Here is a 21,892-nt window from a genome sequence, read left to right as displayed (position 1 = left end):
TCTCACGGCGACGGCGCTGCCGCCTCGACCATCCAGCGTCGGCCGGGGTAGTCGATGGTCAAGACGCTGTGCATGAACGGAGCCAGGCCCACCAGGCCGATCACGCGGATGGTTGGCTGGAAGCCCAGTGTGGGGCAGTAGGTGGCCCGCCGCACCAGGGGGCCGAAGCCGTCGATGCTGACCGCCGCAACCGTCGGCGCGGACGCGCAGGCAAGTGAGCGGCCCCATGAGGGCATGGTGAAGTTGGTGATGTGGGGGCCCTGCATCGCGGCAGACCCCGTGAGCTGTGCCCACCATGGAGCGTCCATCACGCCGATCTCCGCGGATGCTGCGCCGGTGTCCAGCATTCCGTAGCCTTTGCCGGCCTGTTGGACGTCCAGCTCGATGAAGATGTGCCCGCCGGCTTGGATCCATCCTTCCTGGAGTGCAGGCGCGGCATAGAAGAAGCGCCGGGCCCGCGGCTGGTTGTCAAGGGTGGAACCGGCCTGCCAGGCCAGCCGTTGGTGCGCGACGTCCAGGGTCAGCGTGCCGCGCTCGAAAAAGGCATTGCCCAGGGTACCGACTGGACTGCCCGAGACGCATTCGTCAATCGAGCGCTGTGTCGCCGATCCGACTTCAAGCTCGGTCTCCAGCTCGCCCAGACGCAGCTTCAGCGGCCTCCGGGGCTCATCCTGCTCTGGCGCCGTATGCCAGATCACCGCCGCACTGGCGCCGGTGTCGAGCTGCATGTCGCAGGCGCGCTCGCCCAGCTTGACCGGCACCAGCAGGGCCAAGGGTGCCGGAGGCAACCCGCCGAGGCTGCCAACCTGCCAGTGAAACGGCTGGAAGGCCATGACATGTGCTCGCGCATCAGCGCTGAGGGCGCCGGTCGCCACGACAGCTGCGAGACAGATCAGCAGTCGGACGGCGTTCGCCGTCATACAGCGGCGTCTTCCCAGACGCCGTTCTGCAGGATCTGGTAGGGCCGGAAGCCGGACTTGTAGGCCATCTTGGGGCTCTCCTCGATCCAGTAGCCCAGGTAGACGTGGCTGAGCTTCAGCTCCTTGGCCTGCTGGATCTGCCACAGCACGCCGTAGGTGCCGTAGCTGGCCTCGATGTCCGGGTCGTAGAAGGTGTAGACCGCCGACAGGCCGTCGCTGAGGATGTCGAGGATGGACACCATGCGCAGCGGCGTGCTGCCGTCGGGCAGCGTCTCCCGGAACTCGACGAGCCGCGAGTTGATGCGGCTTTGCAGCAGGAACTGCGTGTACTGGTCGACGCTGTCGTGGTCCATGCCGCCACCGCTGTGCCGGCCGGCCTGGTAGCGCAGGTAGAGGGCGTAGTGCTCCGGCGAGTAGCCCAGGCGCATGACCTTGGCCTGCAGGCCAAGGTGGGCCTTCCATGCCCGCTTCTGGCTGCGATTGGGCTCGAAGCGCGCCACCGGCACGCGCAGCGCGATGCAGGCGCGGCACTGGTCGCAGTAGGGGCGGTAGGTGAACAGCCCGCTGCGGCGAAAGCCCGCGGCGACGAGGTTGGAGTAGGCGTCGGCGTGGATCAGGTGGCTGGGTGTGGCGACCTGCGAGCGCGCCTGCCGGCCGGCCACGTAGCTGCACGGGTAGGCGGCCGTGGCGTAGAACTGGATTTGCGCGAGCGGCAGTTCTTTGGGGTGGGTCACGTCGAGGTCAGGAGCCGGTGCCAGTAGGCCGGATGATAGGTCCACGGCCCGGGCGAGGCTTCACCGACATGCGTGGCCAGGTGGGTTTCGAACACGTTTCGCGGCACTTCCGCGGCGCCCAGCGATGCCAGGTGGCGGGTGTTCTGCTGGCAGTCGATCCACGGGATGCCGAACTCGCGGCACAGGCAGATGAGGGCGCACAGCGCGATCTTGGACGCGTCGGTGCGGCGCATGAACATGGATTCGCCGTAGAACATGCGCCCGAGGTTGACGCCATACAGCCCGCCGACGAGTTCACCGTCCATCCAGGTCTCGACGCTGTGCATGGCCGGCCAGGCCAGGTAGGCGGCCTGCAGCTCGGGCACGATCCAGGTGCCGCTCTGGCCCTCGCGCGGCGCGCTGGCGCAGGCGTGCAGCACGGCGGCGCGGTTGAAGTCGACGCGGATCTCGCAACCGGGCGTGGCGGCGAAACGCTGCACCGTCTTGCGCAGCGAGCGCGACAGTTTGAAGTCTGCCGTCTTCAGCACCATGCGTGGGTCGGGCGCCCACCACAGTGGCGGCTGGCCGGGGCCGTACCAGGGGAAGACGCCGCGGCGGTAGGCGGCCTCCAGACGCTGCGGTGTCAACGTGCCGCCGGCGGCCAGCAGGCCCGGCGCGTCGGTGCCCGGGCCCAGCGCCAGGTGACTGGGCGGGAAGTCGAGGCTTGCTTCGTCCAGCCAGTCGATCATCAGCGGCTGATGCGGAAGGTGGCGACGATCTGCGACAGCTGGGCGGCCTGTTCCTTCAGGCTCTCCGCGGCGGCGGCGGACTGCTCGACGAGGGCGGCGTTCTGCTGCGTCATCTGGTCCAGCTGAACGACGGCCGTGTTGACCTCGCCGATGCCGCGGCTCTGCTCGGCCGCGCCGGCGCTGATCTCGGTGACGATGGCTGTCACGCTCTGCACGCTGCGCAGGATTTCATGCATGGTCTGCGCGCTCTGGTCCACAAGCCGGCTGCCATCGGCGACCCGCTCCACGCTGCTGCCGATCAGCCCCTTGATCTCCTTGGCCGCCTCCGCGCTGCGCTGGGCCAGCGCGCGCACCTCGCCGGCCACGACGGCAAAGCCGCGGCCCTGCTCGCCGGCGCGTGCCGCCTCGACGGCGGCGTTCAGTGCCAGGATGTTGGTCTGGAAGGCGATGCCGTCGATGGTGCCGATGATGTCGTTAATGCGGGTGGAGCTGGCGCTGATCTGCTGCATCGTGGCCGCGACCTGCTGGGCCACCGCGCCGCCCCGCTCGGCGACCGCCGCGGTATCGCGGGCGTGGCCGTCGGCCTGGCTGGCCTGGTCGGCGCTGCGGTGCACGGTCTCGGTGATGTGCTGCATCGACGACGCGGTCTCCTCCAGGCTGGCGGCCGCGCTCTCGGTGCGGCCGCTGAGGTCCTGTGCGCCGGCGGCGATCTCGCGCGACGCCACGGCGATGGATTCGGCGCTGGCGGCCACGCCGCGCATGACCGACTCGATCTGCGACACGAACTGGTTGAAGGCCCGCGCGATGGCGCTGAGCTCGTCCTCGCCCGCGTCGTTGAGGCGTTGGGTCAGGTCGCCGCCGCCGGCGCTGCCGATCTGCAGCATCGCGTCCTTCACGACGACCAGGCGGTGCAGCAGTGAATTGACCAGCCAGGTCGCGAAAAGCGTCGCGCCGATGATCAGCAGCACCAGCGCGATGCCGGCGTCGCGCAGCAGCGTGGTCAGCGAGGCCAGCGCCTCGCCGCGCTCGGCAGCGGTGACCAGCAGCCAGTCGGTGCCGGCCACCGGGGCCGCGCGCAGGAAGAAGCGGTGCTCGCCGATGGTGACGTCCACCAGCTCCTCGGCGCCCGCACCCGTCAGGCGCGCCGGCGTCAGGTCGGTCACCAGATCAGACATCGGCTTCAGCGTCAGCGCCGTGTTGGGGTGGGCAATGATCTTGCCCTCCTTGTCCGCCAGGAAGGCGAAGCCCGACGGCGTGGGCTTGAGCTGGTTGACGGTGGCGACGACTTCATCGAGCGTCACGTCGGAGCCGGCCACGCCCTTGATCTCGCCGCCTTCGCGCACGGCGTAGGCGAACGTCACGACCAGCTTCTTGGACGAGGCCGCGATGTAGGGCGCTGTCAGCACCGGCTCCTGGCTGGTGGCGGCCAGCTTGTACCAAGTGCGGGAGGTGGGGTCGTAGTCCGCGGCGCGCTTGCGGTCGGGCACGGAGACCATGCGCTTGTCGGCACTGCCGACGTAGGCCAGGTCCAGTGCGCCCGACGTGAGGCCCTGCTGCAGCGCCGGGGTCGGGTCGGCGGCTGCGAGGGCGGGCGCCATGGCCTGCACCACGTGCTTCTGCCCGTTGGCCCAAGAGGCGATGCGGTCCGCCTGCGCCTGGCCGTTCTCGCTGAGTTGGGTCGCCAGGTCGTGCAGGATGGTGTTGCGGGCGGCACGGTAGCTGGTCAGCGTGGCCAGCAGCACCGACACCACCATCAGGCCCAGGCAGGCCGCCAGCAGCCGGCTCTTGATCGTCTTCAGCATCGCTTCCCCCGTGGCGTGGACGTCACCGGGACATGGTAGCTTTGCCACCCATGATCACGATCTATGGCATACCCAACTGCGACACCGTCAAGAAGGCCCGGGCCTGGCTGGCCGACCGAGGCCTGGAGGTCGCGTTCCATGATTTCAAGAAGCAGGGCGTGCCGGCCGAGCTGCTGCCGGCCTGGCTGGCCGCCTTCGGCCGCGACAAGCTCGTCAACCGCGCCGGCACGACGTGGCGCAAGCTGGACGACGCGACCCGGGCCGGCGTTGTCGACGACGCCAGCGCCACCGCGCTCATGCTGGCCGAGCCCAGCCTCATCAAGCGGCCGGTCGTGCGCTGGGCGGATGGGCGCTGGACGCTCGGATTCAGTGCGCAGACGTTCGAAGACGGTGCATCTTGCGCACCAAATTAGAGCCGCCCGGCCGGCGTCGGCGCACACCACCCTGGGGCGTCTATGCATTGAAACTGGGCATTGAACTTGCTGTTTCGGTGCGGTTTGGTTTCGCCTTGGTGCGTTATCCAAGGCCGAAAGCCACTGACCGGAGACAGCGTTGGAGTCATCAATCAAGCAGGGCGCGGATGCGCTCTTCATCCTTCTGGGCGCCATCATGGTGCTCGCCATGCACGCGGGGTTTGCCTTCCTGGAGCTGGGCACCGTGCGCAAGAAGAACCAGGTCAATGCGCTGGTGAAGATCCTCGTCGACTTCGCCGTGTCGACGTTGGCCTACTTCCTCGTCGGCTACCTGGTGGCCTACGGCACGCACTTCTTCACCGGCGCCGAGACGCTGGCGCAGAAGAACGGCTATGAGCTGGTCAAGTTCTTCTTCCTGCTGACCTTCGCGGCGGCCATTCCTGCCATCGTGTCGGGCGGCATCGCCGAGCGGGCGCGCTTCGGCCCGCAGCTGATGGCCACGTCCGTCATCGTCGGCCTCGTCTACCCATTCTTCGAGGGCATCGCCTGGAACCAGGCCTTCGGCATCCAGGGCTGGCTGAAGGCCACCACCGGCGCCGAGTTCCATGACTTCGCAGGCAGCGTCGTCGTGCACGCCGTGGGCGGCTGGATCGGCCTCGCGGCCGTGCTGCTGCTCGGCCCGCGCCTGAACCGCTACCGAAAGGACGGTGCGATGAGCGCGCACCCGCCGTCCAGCATTCCCTTCCTGGCGCTGGGCGCCTGGGTGCTGACCGTGGGCTGGTTCGGCTTCAACGTGATGAGCGCACAGACGCTGGACAAGATGTCGGGCCTGGTCGCCGTCAACTCGCTGATGGCCATGGTGGGCGGCACGCTGGTGGCGACGCTGCTGGGCCGCAACGACCCCGGCTTCGCCTACAACGGCCCGCTGGCCGGCCTGGTGGCCGTCTGCGCCGGCTCGGACGTCATGCATCCGCTGGGCGCGCTGGTCACCGGCGGCGTGGCCGGCTGGCTGTTCGTGCAGTTCTTCACCCTGACGCAGAACCGCTGGAAGATCGACGACGTGCTGGGCGTGTGGCCGTTGCACGGCCTGTGCGGCGCCTGGGGCGGCATCGCCTGCGGCATCTTCGGTCTCAAGGGGCTGGGCGGCATCGGCGGCGTGTCGTTCGGCGCGCAGCTGATCGGCACGCTGGGCGGTGTCGCCTGGGCGCTGGCGGGTGGTTTCGTCGTCTACGGCCTGATCAAGAAGGTCGTCGGCCTGCGGCTGGACGCCGAGCAGGAGTTCGAGGGCGCCGACCTGTCCATCCACAAGATCGGCTCGACGCCGGACCGCGAGGTCAGCTGGTAAGCTGGCCTACCGATCTCCAAAACGGCCCCACCCGGGGCCTTTTTTCATCATGTTCACAGGCATCGTCCAGGGCGTCGCCCACGTCGAATCGATTGACGCCCGCGAGGGGCTGCACACGCTGGCGCTGAAGCTGCCGGCCGGTTTCGATGACGAGCTGGCCATCGGCGCCAGCGTCTCCTGCGACGGCGTCTGCCTGACCGTCACCGAGCGGCCGTCGCCCGACGTCGCGCTGTTCGACGTGATGGGCCAGACGATGAAGCTGACGACGCTGGGCGGGCTGAAGGTCGGCTCGGGCTTGAACGTCGAGCGTGCCGCCAAGGACGGCGCCGAGATCGGCGGCCATCCGCTGTCCGGCCACGTGGACGTGTCGGCGCGCATCGCCGAGATCCGCAAGCCCGACAACAACCACGTCATCCGCTTCGCCGTGCCGGCGCCGTGGATGCGCTACGTGTTCGCCAAGGGCTACATCGGCGTCAACGGTTGCAGCCTGACGGTCGCCGAGGCGAAGCGCGAGCGAGACGGCTCGGGCTGGTTCGAGGTGTGGCTGATCCCCGAGACGCTGCGCATGACGACCTTCGCCGACAAGGGCGTCGGCGACGCCATCCACATCGAGATCGATCGCAGCACGCAGGTCGTCGTCGACACCGTGCGCGATGCGCTGGACGAAAAGCTGGGCGCGCTGCTGCCGATGCTGGAAGCCATCGCGCAGGAGCGCGGCATCGACCTCACTCAGCTGGCGCTGCCGAAATCTTGATGCTTTCTTGATGCCGCCCGCCGCGATCTTGTCGGCGGTTTGACGGCGTGATTTCCAGAATGACCTCCATCGTTATGGAGGTGTCATGGACATCGTTTTTCTCGGTCTCTGCGCGGCCCTCGGGCTCGTGACCGCTCTGGCAGCCTGGGGCTGCCACAAGCTGGCGGGGAGGAAGTCATGAGTGGCTTCGAACTCGCTGCGACCATCCTCGTCGTCGGGCTGGTCGGCTATCTCTTCTGGGCGCTGTTGTTTCCGGAGGACCTGTCATGAACAGTTCCGGCTGGTTGCAACTGGTGGCCTTCCTCGTCGTGCTGTTCGCGCTGGCCTGGCCGCTGGCGCGATGGATCTACGCCGCGATGGAAGGCCGCATCGCGGGGCTGAAGCGTGTCGAGCGCGGGCTGCTCAAGCTGGCCGGCGTCAATGCCGACGCCGAGCAAGGCTGGCTGCGCTACGCGATGGGCCTGTTGATCTTCAATGCGCTGGGCGTGCTGGCCGTCTACGCGCTGCAGCGGCTTCAGCAATGGCTGCCGCTCAACCCGCAAGGCATGGCCGCCGTCTCGCCCGACTCGGCCTTCAACACCGCCGTCAGCTTCGTGACCAACACGAACTGGCAGGGCTACGGCGGCGAGACGACGATGAGCTACCTGACGCAGATGCTCGCGCTGACGGTGCAGAATTTCCTGTCCGCCGCGACCGGCATCGCCGTCGTGGTCGCGCTGGTTCGTGGCTTCGCTCGCCATACCGGCAAGGCCATCGGCAACGTCTGGGCCGACCTGACCCGCGCCACGCTGTGGGTGCTGCTGCCGCTGTCCCTCGTGTTCGCCATCGTGCTGGCCGGCATGGGCGTCGTGCAGACGCTCAAGCCCTACCAGGACGTGACGACCATCGAGGCCCAGAGCTGGCAGGAACCGCGGCTCGGCCCTGACGGCCAGCCGCTCAAGGGCGCCGATGGCCAGCCCGTCATGGACGACAAGCACGGCCAGTCGCAGAGCATCGCGCTCGGGCCGGTCGCGTCCCAGCTGTCCATCAAGATGCTGGGCACCAACGGCGGCGGCTTCTTCAACGCGAACTCGGCCCACCCCTTCGAGAATCCGAGCGCGGCGACGAATGCGCTGCAGATGCTGTCCATCTTCCTGATTCCGGCGGCGCTGTGCTTCGTCATGGGCCGCCAGGTGGGCGACATGCGGCAGGGCTGGGCGCTGCTGGGCGCGATGACGGCGATGTTCGTCGTCGCCGTCGTCGTGGCCACGGCGGCCGAGCAGGCCGGCAACCCGAAGCTCGCCAGGCTGGGCGTCGACGCCGTGCAGAGCGCCACGCAGTCCGGCGGCAACATGGAAGGCAAGGAAGTGCGCTTCGGCATCGAGGCCTCGTCGCTGTTCGCCGTCATCACGACGGCCGCCAGCTGCGGTGCCGTCAACGCGATGCACGACAGCTTCACGCCGCTGGGCGGGCTCGTGCCGATGGTGATGATCCAGCTGGGCGAGGTCGTCTTCGGTGGCGTCGGTGCGGGCCTGTACGGCATGCTGGTGTTTGCCATCCTGGCCGTTTTCGTCGCCGGGCTCATGATCGGCCGCACGCCCGAATACCTCGGCAAGAAGATCGAGGCGCACGAGATGAAGATGGTGTCGCTGGCCATCCTGCTGACGCCGCTGGCCGTGTTGATCGGCACGGCGATCGCCGTCGTCGTCGAGCCGGGCAAGGCCGGCGTCGCGGCGCCCGGCGCGCATGGCTTCAGCGAGGTGCTGTATGCCATGTCCTCGGCGGGCAACAACAACGGCAGCGCCTTTGCGGGCCTGTCGGCCAACACACCGTTCTACAACCTGCTGCTGGGCCTGGTGATGTGGGTCGGCCGCTTCGGCGTCATCGTGCCGGTGCTGGCCATGGCCGGCTCCCTCGTTGGCAAGAAGCGCCTCGCTCCGGGCGAGGGCACGCTGCCCACTCATGGTCCGCTGTTCGTCGCGATGCTGATCGGCGTCGTGCTGCTGGTCGGTCTTCTGAACTATGTGCCGGCGCTGGCCCTGGGGCCGGTGGTCGAGCACTTCATGCTCTGGAGCGCTTCATGAATCGCGCTGGTTTTTCCCTGTTCGACCCGGCGCTGACCCGCGCCGCGCTGGTCGACTCCGTCCGCAAGCTGGACCCGCGCACCCAGTGGCGCAATCCGGTGATGTTCGTCGTCTACCTGGGCAGCCTGCTGACCACCGCGCTGTCCGTTGCCCAGCCGAACGGCTTCGTCATTGCCGTGACCGTGTGGCTGTGGTTCACCGTGCTGTTCGCCAACTTCGCCGAGGCGCTGGCCGAAGGCCGCAGCAAGGCCCAGGCCGCGTCGCTGCGCGGCCTGAAGAAGGAGACCTGGGCCAAGGTGATGGCCAGCTGGAAGCCCGGCACCTCGCGTGAATCGCTGACCTGGCATCCGCGCGAGGCCAGCACGCTGCGCAAGGGCGAGATCGTGCTGGTGGAGGCGGGCGATGTCGTGCCGGCCGATGCCGAGGTCGTCGACGGCGTGGCGTCCGTGGACGAAAGCGCCATCACGGGCGAGTCGGCCCCCGTCATCCGCGAGAGCGGCGGCGACTTCTCGGCGCTGACCGGCGGCACCCGTGTGCTGTCCGACTGGGTCGTCGCCCGTGTGGCCGTCAACCCCGGCGAGACCTTCGTCGACCGCATGATCGCGATGGTGGAGGGCGCCCAGCGCAAGCGCACGCCCAACGAGATCGCGCTGACCATCCTGCTCGTCGCACTGACGCTGGTGTTCCTGGGCGTGTGCGCCACGCTGCTGCCGTTCTCGCAGTTCAGCGTGGCGGTCGCGGGCGCCGGCCAGCCGGTCGGACTCGTCGTGCTGGTGGCGCTGCTGGTCTGCCTGATCCCCACAACCATCGCCGGCCTGTTGTCGGCCGTGGGCGTGGCGGGCATGAGCCGCATGCTGCAGGCCAACGTCATCGCCACCTCGGGCCGTGCTGTGGAGGCCGCAGGCGACGTGGACGTGCTGCTGCTGGACAAGACCGGCACCATCACGCTCGGCAACCGCCAGGCCGACGCCTTCTGGCCCGTCGAGGGCACCAGCGAGGCCCAGTTGGCCGAGGCCGCCCGCCTGGCCTCGCGGGCCGACGAGACGCCCGAGGGGCGCAGCATCGTCGTGCTGGCGGACCGCAAGTTCGGCCCGGCTGCAGCCGAGGTCGAGCCCGGCGAGTTCATTCCGTTCACCGCGCAGACGCGCATGAGCGGCGTGGACCTGGGTACGCGCCAGATCCGCAAGGGCGCTGGCAGCGCGGTGCGTGCCCACGTCGAAGCACTGGGCGGCCGCTGGCCGGCCAGCGTGCAGTCCGCGGTGGACGAGGCCGCCCGCCGCGGCAGCACGCCGCTGGTCGTGGCGATCTGTGACACCCGGCCGCCGGGTGCGGCGGCCACCCGCCAGGCGGGTGCGCAGCCGGCTTGGGGCGGCCCGGCGCCGGCTGCGGTCGCCCAGGTGCTGGGCGTCGTCGAGCTGAAGGACATCGTCAAGCCCGGCATCAAGGAGCGCTTTGCGCAGCTGCGACGCATGGGCATCAAGACGGTGATGGTCACCGGTGACAACCGGCTGACGGCCGCGGCCATCGCGGCCGAGGCCGGCGTCGACGACTTCCTCGCCGAGGCCACGCCCGAGGCCAAGCTCGCGCTGATCCGCGAGCAGCAGGCGCAGGGCAAGCTCGTGGCGATGACCGGCGACGGCACCAACGACGCCCCGGCGCTGGCCCAGGCCGACGTGGCCGTCGCGATGAACACCGGCACGCAGGCTGCCAAGGAGGCCGGCAACATGGTCGACCTCGACAGCAACCCGACCAAGCTGATCGAGGTGGTCGAGACCGGCAAGCAGATGCTGATGACGCGAGGGTCTCTCACGACCTTCTCCATCGCCAACGACCTGGCCAAGTACTTCGCCGTGCTGCCGGCGGCCTTCGTGTCGACCTACCCGCAGCTGGCCGCGCTCAACGTGATGCGGCTGGCCAGCCCCAACTCGGCCATCCTGAGCGCCGTCATCTTCAACGCGTTGATCATCGTCGTGCTGATCCCGCTGGCGCTCAAGGGCGTGCGCTACCGCGCCATCGGCGCCGCCGCGCTGCTGCGCCGCAACCTGCTGGTCTACGGCCTGGGCGGCGTCATCGTGCCCTTCATCGGCATCAAGGCCATCGACCTGATCCTGGTCGCCCTCGGCCTGGCCTGAACTTCTCACTCTCATATCCCATGAAAACGCTTCTTTCCCTGCTCGCCCTCGCGGCAGCACTCCCTGCATTGGCTGACGAGCCCGCACCGGCCGACCCGCTGTCGTTCAACCTTGGCGCCGTCAGCGACTACCGCTACCGCGGCATCTCGCAAAGCCGCCTCAAGCCCGCCCTGCAGGGCGGCATCGACTACGCCGCCGCCAACGGCCTGTACGTCGGCACGTGGGCGTCGACGATCCACTGGATCAAGGACATCCCCGGTGGCGACGCCAGCGTCGAGGTCGACCTCTATGGCGGCTACAAGGCCGAGGTCGCCCCGGGGCTGACGCTGGATGTCGGCGGCCTCTACTACCTCTACCCGAGCAACAAGCTCAAGGGCGTGCCGGGCTTCGCCGATGCCAACACCTTCGAGCTCTACGGCGCGTTGAGCTACGGCCCGGTGACGGCCAAGTACTCGCATGCTGTCACCAACCTGTTCGGCAACGTCGACAGCAAGAACAGCGGCTACCTGGACGTGACGGCCAACTTCGACCTCGGCGAGGGCTTCACGCTGTCGCCGCACGTCGGCCATCAGACGATCAGGCACGTCCCGGCCGGTTCGTACACCGACTACTCGCTGACGCTGGCCAAGGACTTCTCAGGTCTTTTGCTCAGCGCTTCGGTGATCGGCTCGGACGCCGACAAGACCTTCTACGCCAGCCCGGCCAACGGCCAATTCCTTGGCAAGACCACGCTGGTGGTCGGCCTGAAGAAGACCTTCTGAACAGGAGCCTCGCGATGAGCACCACACTCTCCACTCCCGCCCCGTCGGCGGCCGCACCCGAGGTGCCGTTGTGGCGGCCCGCGCTGACGATCTTCGTCGTGCTGTCCCTCGTCACCGGCCTGGCCTACCCGCTGGTCGTGACCGGTCTGGCCCAGACGCTTTTCCCCCACGAGGCCAACGGCAGCCTGGTGCTGAAGGACGGCAAGCCGGTTGGCTCGATGCTGATCGGCCAGACCTTCGCCGACCCCGGCCACTTCTGGAGCCGCCCGTCAGCCACCGGCCCCATGCCCTACAACGCCGCCAACTCGTCGGGCTCCAACCTGGCGCCGACCGCGCCGGCGCTGTCCGATGCCGTCAAGGGCCGCATCGAGGCGCTGCGTGCCGCCGACCCGGGCAACACGGCACCGGTGCCCGTGGACCTCGTGACCACGTCCGCCAGCGGACTGGACCCGCACATCAGCCGCGCCGCGGCCGACTACCAGGTGACCCGTGTGGCGCGCGCTCGCGGCCTGCCGGTCGAGCGTGTGAAGGCGCTGGTCGAGCAGCACACCGAAGGCCGCTGGCTGGGCTTCATCGGCGAAGCGCGCGTGAACGTGCTGGCGCTCAACCTGGCGCTGGACGCGTCTCATTGAGCGGGCATGGACGATCTGCACGCGCTGCTGGCCCTCGGTGCCGTCGCGTTGCCGCTGGCGGTGGCCTGGGTGCTGATGGCGTCCCAGGCCCGGCGCCGCGCTCGTGCGAGGATGCCCCGATGTTCAAGACCTCGACCCTGATCGCATGCTGATCAACAGCGCCCTGTACGACGATGGCCGTGTCGTGGCCGAGCCGGGCCTGGATGGCGTGGCCGAGGCGCTCGCGTCCCGCGCGGGCTTCGCCTGGATCGCGCTGCGCGACCCGAGCGACGACGAGCTCACCCGGCTGCAGCGCGAGCTGAACCTGCCGCCGCTGGCCGTGGAGGACGCCCGCAAGGGCCACCAGCGGCCCAAGGTGGAGGAGTACGGCGACCTGCTGTTCGCCGCCATGCATCTGCTGGAGGCCGGCGCCGACGGCGAACTGCGCGTCGGCGAGGTGCATGTCTTCGTCGGCCCGCGCTTCGTCGTGTCGGTGCGCCACCGCAGCGACCAGGGCTTCCTCGGCGTGCGTGGCCGGGCCGAGCGCGAACCTCACCTGCTGCGCCTGGGGCCGGGGTTCGTGTTCTACGCGTTGATGGATGCGGTCGTGGACCGCTACTTCCCGCTCATCGATGAGGTCGAGGCCGAACTGGAACGGCTGGAGGCGTCGATGTTCCAGGCCGGCCAGGACCGCCAGGCCATCGTGCAGCAGCTCTTCGGCCTCAAGCAGCGCCTTGCCACGCTGCGCCATGCCGTGACGCCGCTGCTGGAAGTGACGTCCAAGCTGCACGGCGGCCGGGTGCCCGGCGTCTGCATGGCGATGCAGGACTACTTCCGCGACGTCTACGACCACCTGCTGCGCATCCAGGCCAGCATCGACGCGGCGCGCGAAACCATCATCGCGGCGACGCAGGTCAACCTGACGCTGGTCACCATCGACGAATCCCTCGTCACCAAGCGGCTGGCTGCCTGGGCGGCCATTTTCGCGGCGTCCACCGCGCTGGCCGGCATCTGGGGCATGAACTTCGAGAAGATGCCCGAGCTGAAATGGGCCTTCGGCTACCCGATGGCGCTGGGTGCGATCGCTGTCGTCAGCGGGGCCCTGTACTGGCGCTTCAGGCGACTCGGATGGCTGTGAGATGAGGCGACCGCTCGCCCAATCTCGCCTGGCTGAACGCCGGCTAGCCTGGTCGGTCCCCCAAGGGGACGGCGATGCTTGCGGCAGTGAGCCGCTCTCACATCGCCCGGCGGGCCGGCTTGGGAGCGGCCCGGCGCTCGGCCCGAAACGCTTCCGTTTCTCCGGCCTGTCATGACCGACTGCAGACCCGACCCCGATGCGCTGCTGGCCAAGGTCCAGCGTGACGAAGCCGCTGCGCGGCGAGGCCGGCTGAAGATCTTCTTCGGCGCGAATGCCGGTGTCGGCAAGACCTTTGCGATGCTGGCGGCCGCGCACGCGGCCCAGGCTCAGGGGCGGGCGGTGATCGTCGGCGTCGTGGAGACGCACGGCCGCATCGACACCGAAGCCGTCGCCCGCGACCTGCCGCGGCTGCCGCTGAAGGACGTGGCCCACCGCGCCCAGACGCTGAAGGAGTTCGACCTCGACGCCGCGTTGGCGTGGAGCTCCGGCCAGCCGAGCGGCGTGCTGCTGCTGGACGAGCTGGCGCACACCAATGCCCCGGGCTCGCGCCATGCCAAGCGCTGGCAGGACGCCCAGGAGTTGCGCGAGGCCGGCATCGAGGTCTGGACGACGCTGAACGTGCAGCACCTGGAGAGCCTGAACGATGTCGTCGGCGGCATCACCGGCATACGCGTCTGGGAGACGCTGCCGGACAAGGTCTTCGACGAGGCCGACGAGGTCGTCGTCGTGGACCTGCCTCCGGACGAGCTGCTGCAGCGGCTCAAGGAAGGCAAGGTCTACCTGCCGGCACAGGCCGAGCGCGCGGCCAGGAACTTCTTCCGCAAGGGCAACCTGCTGGCCTTGCGCGAGCTGGCGTTGCGCCGCACGGCCGACCGTGTGGATGACCAGATGCAGGCCTACCGGCGCGAGCACGCGCCGCTGGCCCAGGGCGTCGTCTGGCCCAACCGCGAGTCGCTGCTGGCCTGCGTGGGCCCGGGTGCCGCCAGCGACAAGGTGGTGCGCAGCGCCGCCCGGCTGGCCCAGCAGCTGGGGCTGGAATGGCATGCCGTGCATGTGCAGACCGCCCGTGCGCTGGGCGAGGCCGATCGCCAGCGCGTGCAGCGCACGCTGGAGCTGGCGCAGAGCCTGGGTGCGCGCACGGCGGTGCTGTCGGCCCCCGAGGTGGGGCCGGCGCTGGTGGGCTATGCGCGGGAGCACAACCTGGCCCGGCTCGTCGTCGGCCGCCGCGAGCGGGCCTGGCGCTGGCCGGGGCGGCCCGCGCTGGCCGAGGCGCTGAACCGGCTGGCCGAGGAGCTGGACGTGCTGCAGGTGGCCTTGCCCACGGCTGCCCGCGACGCCGAGCCGCCGCCCCGCATGCCGCGCGGCCTGCTGTCGCCGCAGGCGCTGCGTGGCCATGCGGCGGCGCTTGTCGGCGTGGGGCTGACCACAGGCCTGGCCGCGCTGCTGTTCGAGGTCATCGCGGTCACCAACATCGCGATGCTCTACCTGCTCAACGTCGTCGGCATCGCGCTGCGCTTCGGGCGGGCGCCGGCGGCGCTGGCGGCGCTGCTGGGTGTCGGGGCGTTCGATTTCTTCTTCGTTGAGCCGCGCTGGTCGTTCGCGGTCGGCGATGCGCAGTACCTCGTCACCTTCGCCGTGCTGCTGCTGGTGGGCCTGGTCATCGGACAGCTGGCGGCCGGGTTGAAGGCACAGGCGCGGGCAGCGCAGGAGCGTGAGCGCCGCGTGCGCGGGCTGTATGCGATGTCGCGTGACCTCGGCGCCGCGCTGGTGCCGGAGCAGGTGGCGGAGATCGGTACGCGCTTCCTGCGCGCCGAGTTCGGCGTCGCCTCGGCCGTGCTGGCGCCACCGCTGGGGGCGACACCCGGCCGCGAGGTGCTGGCCCTGCTGCCGGTGCCGGGCGCGGGCAGCGCCGAGCCTGACCTGGGCGTCGCGCAATGGGCCTTCGACCATGCCCAACCGGCCGGGCAGGGCACCGACACGCTGCCTGCCAGCCCCTGCCTGATGCTGCCGCTGACCGCACCCATGCGGCTGCGTGGCGTGCTGGCGGTGGACAGCCAGGGCCGGCGCTGGCTGCCTGACGAGCGCGAGCTGCTGGACACCTGCGCCGCGCTGCTGGCCATCTCGCTGGAGCGCATCCACTACATCGAGGTGGCGCAGCAGAGCACGCTGCAGATCGAGAGCGAGCGGCTGCGCAACTCGCTGCTGACGGCCATCTCGCACGACCTGCGCACACCGCTGGCGGCGCTGGTGGGGCTGGCCGACGCGCTGAAGCTGACGACGCTGCAGCCCCAGCAGGCGGACGTCGCCGACGCGATGCGCCGCTCGGCGCTGCGCATGAGCGCGCTGGTCGCCAACCTGCTGGACATGGCGAGGCTGCAGTCCGGCACCGTGCAGCTCAACCGCCAGTGGCTGCCGCTGCAGGAAGTGGTGGGCAGCGCGCTGGCGAACCTGGACGAGGTGCTGGCCGGTCGCGAGGTGGCCGTGGAGCTGCCTGCCGAGCTGCCACTGGTTGAGCTTGACGCCGTGCTCATCGAGCGCGTGCTCGTCAACCTGCTGGAGAACGCGGCCAAGTACACCGACGGCCCCGTCCGCATCGGTGCGCGCACCGCGGGGCACTTCATCGAGATCGACGTGATCGACAGCGGCCCCGGCTTCCCCGCCGGCCGCGAGGCCCAACTGTTCGACAAGTTCGAGCGCGGCAACCGCGAGAGCGCCACGCCCGGCGTGGGCCTGGGCCTGGCCATCTGCAAGGCCATCGTCGAGGCGCACGGCGGCCGCATCAGCGCCCACAATGTGGCGACGGGCGGCGCCTGTGTCCGCATCGAGCTGCCGCTCGGCCAACCGCCCCTGGAGAAGCCCGAGTGAGCGCCGCACGCGTGTTGATGATCGAGGATGAGCCGGAAATCCGCCGGTTCGTGCGCATGGCGCTGGAGAGCGAGGGCCTGGAGGTGTTCGAGGCCGCCACGCTGCAGCGCGGCCTCATCGATGCGGCCACGCGTCGGCCCGAGCTGGTCGTGCTGGACCTGGGCCTGCCGGACGGCGACGGGCTGGATTTCATCCGCGAGTTCCGCGGCTGGTCGCAGGCGCCGGTGCTCGTGCTGTCGGCCCGTGAGGGCGAGGAGCGCAAGGTGCAGGCGCTGGACGCCGGCGCCGATGACTACCTCGTCAAGCCCTTTGGCGTGGCCGAGCTGCTGGCCCGCGTGCGCGTGCAGCTGCGCCGCCGCGGTGGCGCCGGCGAGGCCGACCCCGTGCTGCGCTTCGGCGACATCGCCGTGGACCGCGCGCTGCGCACCGTGCGGCGCGGTGACGAGGAACTGCACCTCACACCCATCGAGTACCGGTTGCTGCAGGAGCTGGCCACGCAGCCCGGCCGCGTGCTGACGCACCAGCATCTGCTCAAGGCTGTCTGGGGGCCGGGCCATGCCGAGGACGTGCACTACGTGCGCGTGCACATGGCCAATCTGCGCAAGAAGCTGGAGGCCGACCCCAACCGGCCGCAGTGGCTGGTGACGGAAGCGGGCGTGGGCTACCGGCTGAAGGCGTGATCGGCGTTCCGGCGGAGGTCCGTGACCTGCTTCGTTGGCACCCGGCGCTGCGTGCGGTGCTGCTGACGGACTTCCTCGTCCGCCTCGCCGAGCTGAGCGCGCTGGTCATCCTGCCGTGGTGGATCACCAGCAGCGGCGGGGCCTCGGCGCTGGCGGCCTTCGGTGTCACGCTGGCCGTGGCGACCTTCATCGCCGCGCCGGCCGCTTCGCCGTTCGGCGACCGGCTCTGCAAGCCTCGGCAGATCACCTGGGGCCTGGTCTGCCTGTGCCTGGTGGCAGCGGCGCAGGCGGGGCTGTCGTTCGCCGGCGTGTTCAGCCTGGCTGCGCTCGTCGTGCTGGCGGTCTTGCAGGTGCTGGCCTCCGCGTTCGTGGACCCGGCGCGCGACGCGGTGCTGACCGAGCTGATGCCGCTGGCGCAGTTGCCGGCGGCGATCCGCCTGCGCAAGACGACGCAGGCGGTCAGCGGCATCCTGGGGCCGCTGCTGGCGGGGCTGGCCATCGGCGCCGCGGGCGTCACCGGCAGCCTCTGTGTCTACGGTGGGTTGCTGGCGCTCGGCGCGCTGACGGCGTCGCGCATCCCACGCACGACGGTCGTTGCGGCCAGGCGAAACAGCGTGCCTGCCTGGTGGCGCGACCTGCGCGCCGGGCTGGCGGCCAAATGGCTCATGCCGATGGAGCGTGGCTGGACCGTCGTGAACTTCGCGGTCTGGATCTTCCAGGGCCCGGCCGTCGGGCTGCTGATTCCTCTCAAGGTGCAGTCGCTGGGAGCACAGGGCGGCTGGCTGGGCATCTGCCTGGGGGCGCTGTCGACGGGTGCGCTGCTCGGCAGCGTCTTCGGATCGCAGATGCTGGTGGAGCGCTTCGGCCGCTACCGCGTCCGCGTCGGCTTGGGTCTGGCCGAGGGCCTGGCGCTGGCGGCCGTCGGGCTCGCCGTGTCGCCGTGGCCCATGGTGCTCGGGCTGGTGGCGGCGGGCTTCTGCAATGCGGCCATGGGTCTGGTGGGGGCGACGCACCGTGCGCTGGCGATTCCGCAGTCCTACCGGGTCCGGATGTTCGCTGCGGGCGCGATGACCACGCAGATCGCCGGCGCCATCGGCCCGGCGCTGGTTGGTTTGGCGCTGGCGCGGCACGACATCGCACGGGTCTACACGGCCTGGGGGCTGGGGATGGCGGCGTGCGTGCTGGGCCTGCTCGCCGTGCCGCGCCTCAGGGAGTTCCTGACGCTGGGCCACGACGAGATCGTCGACTGGTACCGGCTGCAGTACCCGGCCATCTTCAGGTAGTTCACGGCACACTGCGGCGATGGACCCGGAAGACCTCCTCAAGCTCGTCACGACCCAGATGCCCTTCGGCAAGCACGAGGGCACGCTGCTGGCCGACCTGCCTGGCAACTACCTGGGCTGGTTCGCACGCGAAGGCTTTCCCAAGGGCCAGATCGGGCGGTTGCTGGCCTTGATGTACGAGCTGGACCACAACGACCTGCGCGGCCTGCTGCAGCCGCTGCGGGGTGTGCGGCGATGAAGCGGCGGCTGTTCGCGTTGGCGCTCGCGTTCGCGGGCTTTGCCGCCAAGGCGCAGGGCAACGGCCTGTTCACCGTCGTGCGCGTCGACGTCGCCAGGCTGGAGCTCTTCTGGCAGGACGACAAGGGCCAGCCGCTGCGTCGCCTGGACCGGCTCGCCGCCTGGCAGAAGGCCCAGGGCAAGACGCTGACCTTCGGCATGAATGCCGGCATGTACCACGCCGACGCGGCCCCCGTGGGCCTGCTCGTCATCGACGGCCGTGAGCTGTCGCCGCTGAACCTGGCTGACGGCCAGGGCAACTTCTTCCTGAAGCCCAACGGCGTGTTCTTCATCGACGCGACCGGAGCGCATGTCGCCGATGCAGCGGACTACGCGGCGGCCGCGCACGACGGCGTGCGGCTGGCCACGCAGTCCGGCCCGCTGCTGCTGAAGCACGGCCAGATCCACCCGGCCTTCCGCCCGTCCTCGGCGTCACGCTACATCCGCAACGGCGTCTGCGCGCAGGGTGGGCAGGTGGTGTTCGTCATCAGCGAGCGGCCTGTCACTTTCCACGAGTTCGCTAGCTTCTTTCTCGACGAGCTGCACTGCCAGGATGCGCTCTACCTCGACGGTGCCGTGTCCAGCCTCTGGTCGCCCCGGCTGGGTCGGAACGACCACCTGCACGAGCTGGGGCCGCTGTTCGGCGTGACCGAGTCAGGGCAACGCTGAACAAGTCCCTCGCGCGCGGCGCATCCCGCTTTGGGCGGCCCGCGGCGTTGCAAATCCTCGCCATAGCCAAGCTATGACTGCGGTTTGCGCCTTGCAGTCCATCCCAAGCCGGGCGCGCCGCATCGCGGGGACTTGCTCAGCGTCGCCCAAGCCTTGCTTTCGACCGCCTGAGCCGCGCCCCCTGCGGTCCGTCGGAAGCGTGTTTGAGGCTCAGCGCCCGCTGCCTAACCTGCGAGCCATCGCAAGACAGGAGGCGGCCGTGCTGCAGATTCAAAACGTCGTCAAGACCTTCGGAAAACTCAACGCCGTGGACGGCGTGTCGCTGGAACTCACGCCCGGCGTCGTGGGTCTCATCGGCCACAACGGCGCGGGCAAGAGCACGCTGATGCAGATGCTCGCCACGCTCAGCAAGCCAACGAGCGGGCGGCTGCTGCTGGAGGGGCAGGACATCGTCGCCAAGCCAGAGCTGATGCGCCGGCGCCTGGGCTATCTGCCGCAGGACTTCGGCGTCTACCCGCACCTGACGGCGCTGGAGTTCCTGCAGTACTTCGCCGCGCTGAAGGGCGTGCGCGACCGGCAGCGCCTGCAGCAGTTGCTGGAACTCGTGAACCTGCACGAGCAGGCCCACCGCCCGGCCGCCGGCTTTTCGGGCGGCATGCGCCAGCGGCTGGGCATCGCGCAGGCACTGTTGAACGACCCCGACGTGCTCATCGTCGACGAGCCCACCGCAGGTCTGGACCCCGAGGAGCGGCTGCGTTTCCGTCACTTGCTGGGCGACCTGGGGCGGCAGCGGCTGGTCATCGTGTCCACGCACATCGTGTCGGACATCGAGAACATGGCCTCGCAACTGGCCATCCTGCGCCAGGGCCGCCTCGTCAGCTACACGACGCCCGAAGCCGTGCTGGCCAGTGCGGCAGGCAAGGTCTGGACGGCACTGCTGGCGCCGGCTGACTACGAGGCGCTGAGCGGCCACGTCCACGTGCTGCAGGCGCAGCCGCAGGGCGGGCGCGTGCAGGTGCGCATGGCCCACGCGACGCGTCCTTTCGCCGAGGCGCAGCCCGTGCAGGCCAGCCTCGAGGAAGCGTTGATGGCGCAACGCTATGCCGATGCGCGGGTGGCGGCATGAACGCGTCCATCTACCAGGCCCTGGTGCTCAACGAATGGCGGCTGCGCAGCCGCCGCATCAGCAGCCTCGTCATCCTGCTGGCCGTCGTCGCAGTGAGCTGGCTGATGGTGCTGGACCCCAGGACCGGCGCGGCGATGATGGTCGTCAACAAGCAGCGCCTGGCTTACGACAGCCAGGCCCTGTCCTTCGGCACGATGCTGCTTGCCTCGATGCTGTTCGGCCTGGCGGGCTTCTACCTGGCGCGCGGTCGCAGCCAGGAAGACCTGCGCTGCGGCACCGCTGGCGTGCTGGCGTCCACGCCCGTGGCCAACGCGCAGCTGCTAGGCGCGCGCTGGCTGGGCGCGTTCGGTTTCCTGTTCTCGCTGGGCACCGTCGTCATGCTGACGATCTGGGTGCTGCAACTCGTGCGTGGCGAGGGGCCGCTGCAGCCGCTGCCCTATCTGCAAATGCTGGTGCTGGGCCTCGCTCCGGGGCTGATGCTGTGTGCCAGCCTGGCCGTGCTGGCCGACGCCTGGGCGCCGCTGATGGGCAAGCGTGGCGACGCGTTGTACTGGGTCCTGTGGATGCTCCAGTTCGGCTTCATGCCGGCTTTTCTGGGCGAGGGCGCCGCCCGGCTCAGCGGCTGGCAGGTGTTCGACATCAATGGCGCGTCGCCGCTGCTGGTGGGCTTGGGCCAGCTGCTGGACGTACGGCAGGTCAGCGTCGGCGGCAGCCCGTTCGATGCCACGCTGCCGGTGCTGACGATGCCTGGCGGGCTGTGGACCCGCGAGCTGGTGGCGCTGCGCCTGGGATCGATGATGCTGGCGCTGCTGCCGCTCATTCCCGCCGTGCTGGCCTTCCACCGCTACGCGCCGGATCGCGTGAAAGTTCGCCACGTCGCCGATCGCGGGCGTCTGGCGCGGGCGCTGCAATGGCTGCTGGGCCCGTTGATGCGACCCTTCACCGCCGCGCTGGGACTGCTGCTGCGCGCGGGCGCGCATCTGCCCGGTCTGCCCGGCCGCTGCCTGGCAGACGTGGGCCTGGTGCTGCTGAGCCAGCCGCTCCTGGCACTGTCGATGCTGGGCTGCGCCGTGGCTGCCACGTTCGTGCCGGTGCAAGCCTTGCCGGGCGTGATGGCGGCGGCGCTGGGGGCCTGGGGCATCGCCGTGGCCGACGTCAGTTCCCGCGATCTGCAAAGCGGCACGCTGGCGCTGGCCAGTGCCGTGCCCGGCGGGGCGGCCGAGCGCGGCTGGCGGCATGCGCTGGCGGCCTTCGGCCTGGGGCTGCTGGTCAGCCTGCCGGCGCTGTTGCGCTGGTCGTCGGCCGGGGCATCGTGGCGGGCTGCTGCCTGCGTGGCCGGCCTGCTGTGTCTGAGTGCATTGGCGGCGCTGCTGGGGCAGTTGACACGGGGCTCGCGCACTTTCCTGGCTCTGTTCCTGTTCGGCCTGTACCTGAGCCTGCAGAACACCGGCCTGGCCGCGCTGGACCTGCTGGGCCTGAGCGGCGCCGCGCGGCCGGCCAGCGTGGCGGGCTTTGCGGTGGCAGGCTTGCTGGCCGCGGCGGCGCTGGTGATCCCGCGTCGGACGTGAGGCGAGCGCCAGGGCCTGCAGACA

General features: G+C 69.8%; 21 protein-coding genes. 17 read left to right on the top strand and 4 right to left on the bottom strand.

Annotated features, from left to right (window positions below; genetic code table 11):
• Window positions 1–2: 2 nt before the first annotated feature.
• Genes ACG04R_RS05310 through ACG04R_RS05295 form a run of 4 tightly spaced genes read right to left on the bottom strand, consistent with a single transcriptional unit; the run spans window position 3 to window position 4,184 of the window.
• Window positions 3–920: a hypothetical protein gene (locus ACG04R_RS05310; RefSeq protein WP_394406982.1), complete on the bottom strand. Its 918-nt coding sequence runs from the start codon at window positions 918–920 to the stop codon at window positions 3–5.
• Window positions 917–1,654: an arginyltransferase gene (locus ACG04R_RS05305; RefSeq protein ID WP_394406981.1), complete on the bottom strand. Its 738-nt coding sequence runs from the start codon at window positions 1,652–1,654 to the stop codon at window positions 917–919. Before ACG04R_RS05305 ends, ACG04R_RS05310 begins: the two co-directional genes overlap by 4 nt.
• Window positions 1,651–2,382, bottom strand: coding sequence for a leucyl/phenylalanyl-tRNA--protein transferase (locus ACG04R_RS05300; protein WP_394406979.1), 732 nt, complete (start codon window positions 2,380–2,382; stop codon window positions 1,651–1,653). The genes ACG04R_RS05305 and ACG04R_RS05300 overlap by 4 nt, the downstream gene beginning before the upstream one ends.
• On the bottom strand, window positions 2,382–4,184 hold the full coding sequence (locus ACG04R_RS05295) for a methyl-accepting chemotaxis protein (protein ID WP_394406977.1): 1,803 nt from the start codon (window positions 4,182–4,184) through the stop codon (window positions 2,382–2,384). The genes ACG04R_RS05300 and ACG04R_RS05295 overlap by 1 nt, the downstream gene beginning before the upstream one ends.
• Before the next feature lie 50 nt (window positions 4,185–4,234).
• On the opposite strand from ACG04R_RS05295, the gene ACG04R_RS05290 reads away from it, so the two are divergent.
• From ACG04R_RS05290 to ACG04R_RS05210, 17 genes are all read left to right on the top strand, one after another.
• Window positions 4,235–4,597, top strand: coding sequence for an ArsC family reductase (locus ACG04R_RS05290; protein ID WP_394406975.1), 363 nt, complete (start codon window positions 4,235–4,237; stop codon window positions 4,595–4,597).
• Between the two features lie 196 nt (window positions 4,598–4,793).
• Window positions 4,794–5,942, top strand: a complete 1,149-nt coding sequence (locus ACG04R_RS05285; RefSeq protein ID WP_394407262.1) for an ammonium transporter — start codon at window positions 4,794–4,796, stop codon at window positions 5,940–5,942.
• A gap of 49 nt (window positions 5,943–5,991) precedes the next feature.
• Window positions 5,992–6,696, top strand: a complete 705-nt coding sequence (locus ACG04R_RS05280) for a riboflavin synthase subunit alpha (RefSeq protein ID WP_394406973.1) — start codon at window positions 5,992–5,994, stop codon at window positions 6,694–6,696.
• Between the two features lie 177 nt (window positions 6,697–6,873).
• Window positions 6,874–6,966, top strand: a complete 93-nt coding sequence (kdpF, locus tag ACG04R_RS05275; RefSeq protein ID WP_394406971.1) for a K(+)-transporting ATPase subunit F — start codon at window positions 6,874–6,876, stop codon at window positions 6,964–6,966.
• On the top strand, window positions 6,963–8,759 hold the full coding sequence (gene kdpA, locus ACG04R_RS05270) for a potassium-transporting ATPase subunit KdpA (protein ID WP_394406969.1): 1,797 nt from the start codon (window positions 6,963–6,965) through the stop codon (window positions 8,757–8,759). Before kdpF ends, kdpA begins: the two co-directional genes overlap by 4 nt.
• Complete coding sequence (gene kdpB, locus ACG04R_RS05265; protein ID WP_394406967.1) at window positions 8,756–10,891, top strand: potassium-transporting ATPase subunit KdpB; 2,136 nt, start codon at window positions 8,756–8,758, stop codon at window positions 10,889–10,891. Before kdpA ends, kdpB begins: the two co-directional genes overlap by 4 nt.
• A gap of 20 nt (window positions 10,892–10,911) precedes the next feature.
• The gene (locus ACG04R_RS05260; protein WP_394406965.1) at window positions 10,912–11,652 is read left to right on the top strand and encodes a TorF family putative porin; all 741 of its coding nucleotides are present in this window, start codon (window positions 10,912–10,914) and stop codon (window positions 11,650–11,652) included.
• Between the two features lie 14 nt (window positions 11,653–11,666).
• Window positions 11,667–12,284 carry a potassium-transporting ATPase subunit KdpC gene (gene kdpC, locus ACG04R_RS05255; protein WP_394406963.1) on the top strand — a complete coding sequence of 206 codons (618 nt, stop codon included), beginning with the start codon at window positions 11,667–11,669 and terminating at the stop codon, window positions 12,282–12,284.
• A 6-nt stretch (window positions 12,285–12,290) separates the two neighbouring features.
• Window positions 12,291–12,425 (top strand): hypothetical protein, encoded by a 135-nt coding sequence (locus ACG04R_RS05250; protein WP_394406962.1) that lies wholly within the window; start codon window positions 12,291–12,293, stop codon window positions 12,423–12,425.
• Window positions 12,426–12,429: 4 nt separating this feature from the next.
• On the top strand, window positions 12,430–13,401 hold the full coding sequence (locus ACG04R_RS05245) for a magnesium and cobalt transport protein CorA (RefSeq protein WP_394406960.1): 972 nt from the start codon (window positions 12,430–12,432) through the stop codon (window positions 13,399–13,401).
• A gap of 171 nt (window positions 13,402–13,572) precedes the next feature.
• The gene (locus ACG04R_RS05240) at window positions 13,573–16,266 is read left to right on the top strand and encodes a DUF4118 domain-containing protein (protein WP_394406958.1); all 2,694 of its coding nucleotides are present in this window, start codon (window positions 13,573–13,575) and stop codon (window positions 16,264–16,266) included.
• A 17-nt stretch (window positions 16,267–16,283) separates the two neighbouring features.
• Entirely contained in the window at window positions 16,284–16,946 is a 663-nt protein-coding gene (locus ACG04R_RS05235) for a response regulator (RefSeq protein ID WP_394407261.1), read from the top strand.
• A complete protein-coding gene (locus ACG04R_RS05230; protein ID WP_394406956.1) occupies window positions 16,943–18,229 on the top strand; it encodes an MFS transporter in 1,287 nt (428 codons plus the stop codon). The genes ACG04R_RS05235 and ACG04R_RS05230 overlap by 4 nt, the downstream gene beginning before the upstream one ends.
• A 19-nt stretch (window positions 18,230–18,248) precedes the next feature.
• Complete coding sequence (locus ACG04R_RS05225) at window positions 18,249–18,467, top strand: DUF3820 family protein (RefSeq protein ID WP_394406954.1); 219 nt, start codon at window positions 18,249–18,251, stop codon at window positions 18,465–18,467.
• Window positions 18,464–19,174 (top strand): phosphodiester glycosidase family protein, encoded by a 711-nt coding sequence (locus ACG04R_RS05220; RefSeq protein WP_394406952.1) that lies wholly within the window; start codon window positions 18,464–18,466, stop codon window positions 19,172–19,174. Before ACG04R_RS05225 ends, ACG04R_RS05220 begins: the two co-directional genes overlap by 4 nt.
• A 259-nt stretch (window positions 19,175–19,433) precedes the next feature.
• The gene (locus tag ACG04R_RS05215; RefSeq protein ID WP_394406950.1) at window positions 19,434–20,300 is read left to right on the top strand and encodes an ABC transporter ATP-binding protein; all 867 of its coding nucleotides are present in this window, start codon (window positions 19,434–19,436) and stop codon (window positions 20,298–20,300) included.
• Window positions 20,297–21,868, top strand: a complete 1,572-nt coding sequence (locus ACG04R_RS05210) for a hypothetical protein (RefSeq protein WP_394406948.1) — start codon at window positions 20,297–20,299, stop codon at window positions 21,866–21,868. The genes ACG04R_RS05215 and ACG04R_RS05210 overlap by 4 nt, the downstream gene beginning before the upstream one ends.
• Window positions 21,869–21,892: the final 24 nt, after the last annotated feature.

The sequence above is a fragment of the Pelomonas candidula genome (genome assembly GCF_043555985.1).
Lineage (GTDB): Bacteria > Pseudomonadota > Gammaproteobacteria > Burkholderiales > Burkholderiaceae_C > Pelomonas > Pelomonas candidula.
Note: the sequence above shows the minus strand (reverse complement) of the source record. Positions and strands in the feature narration are given on the sequence as shown.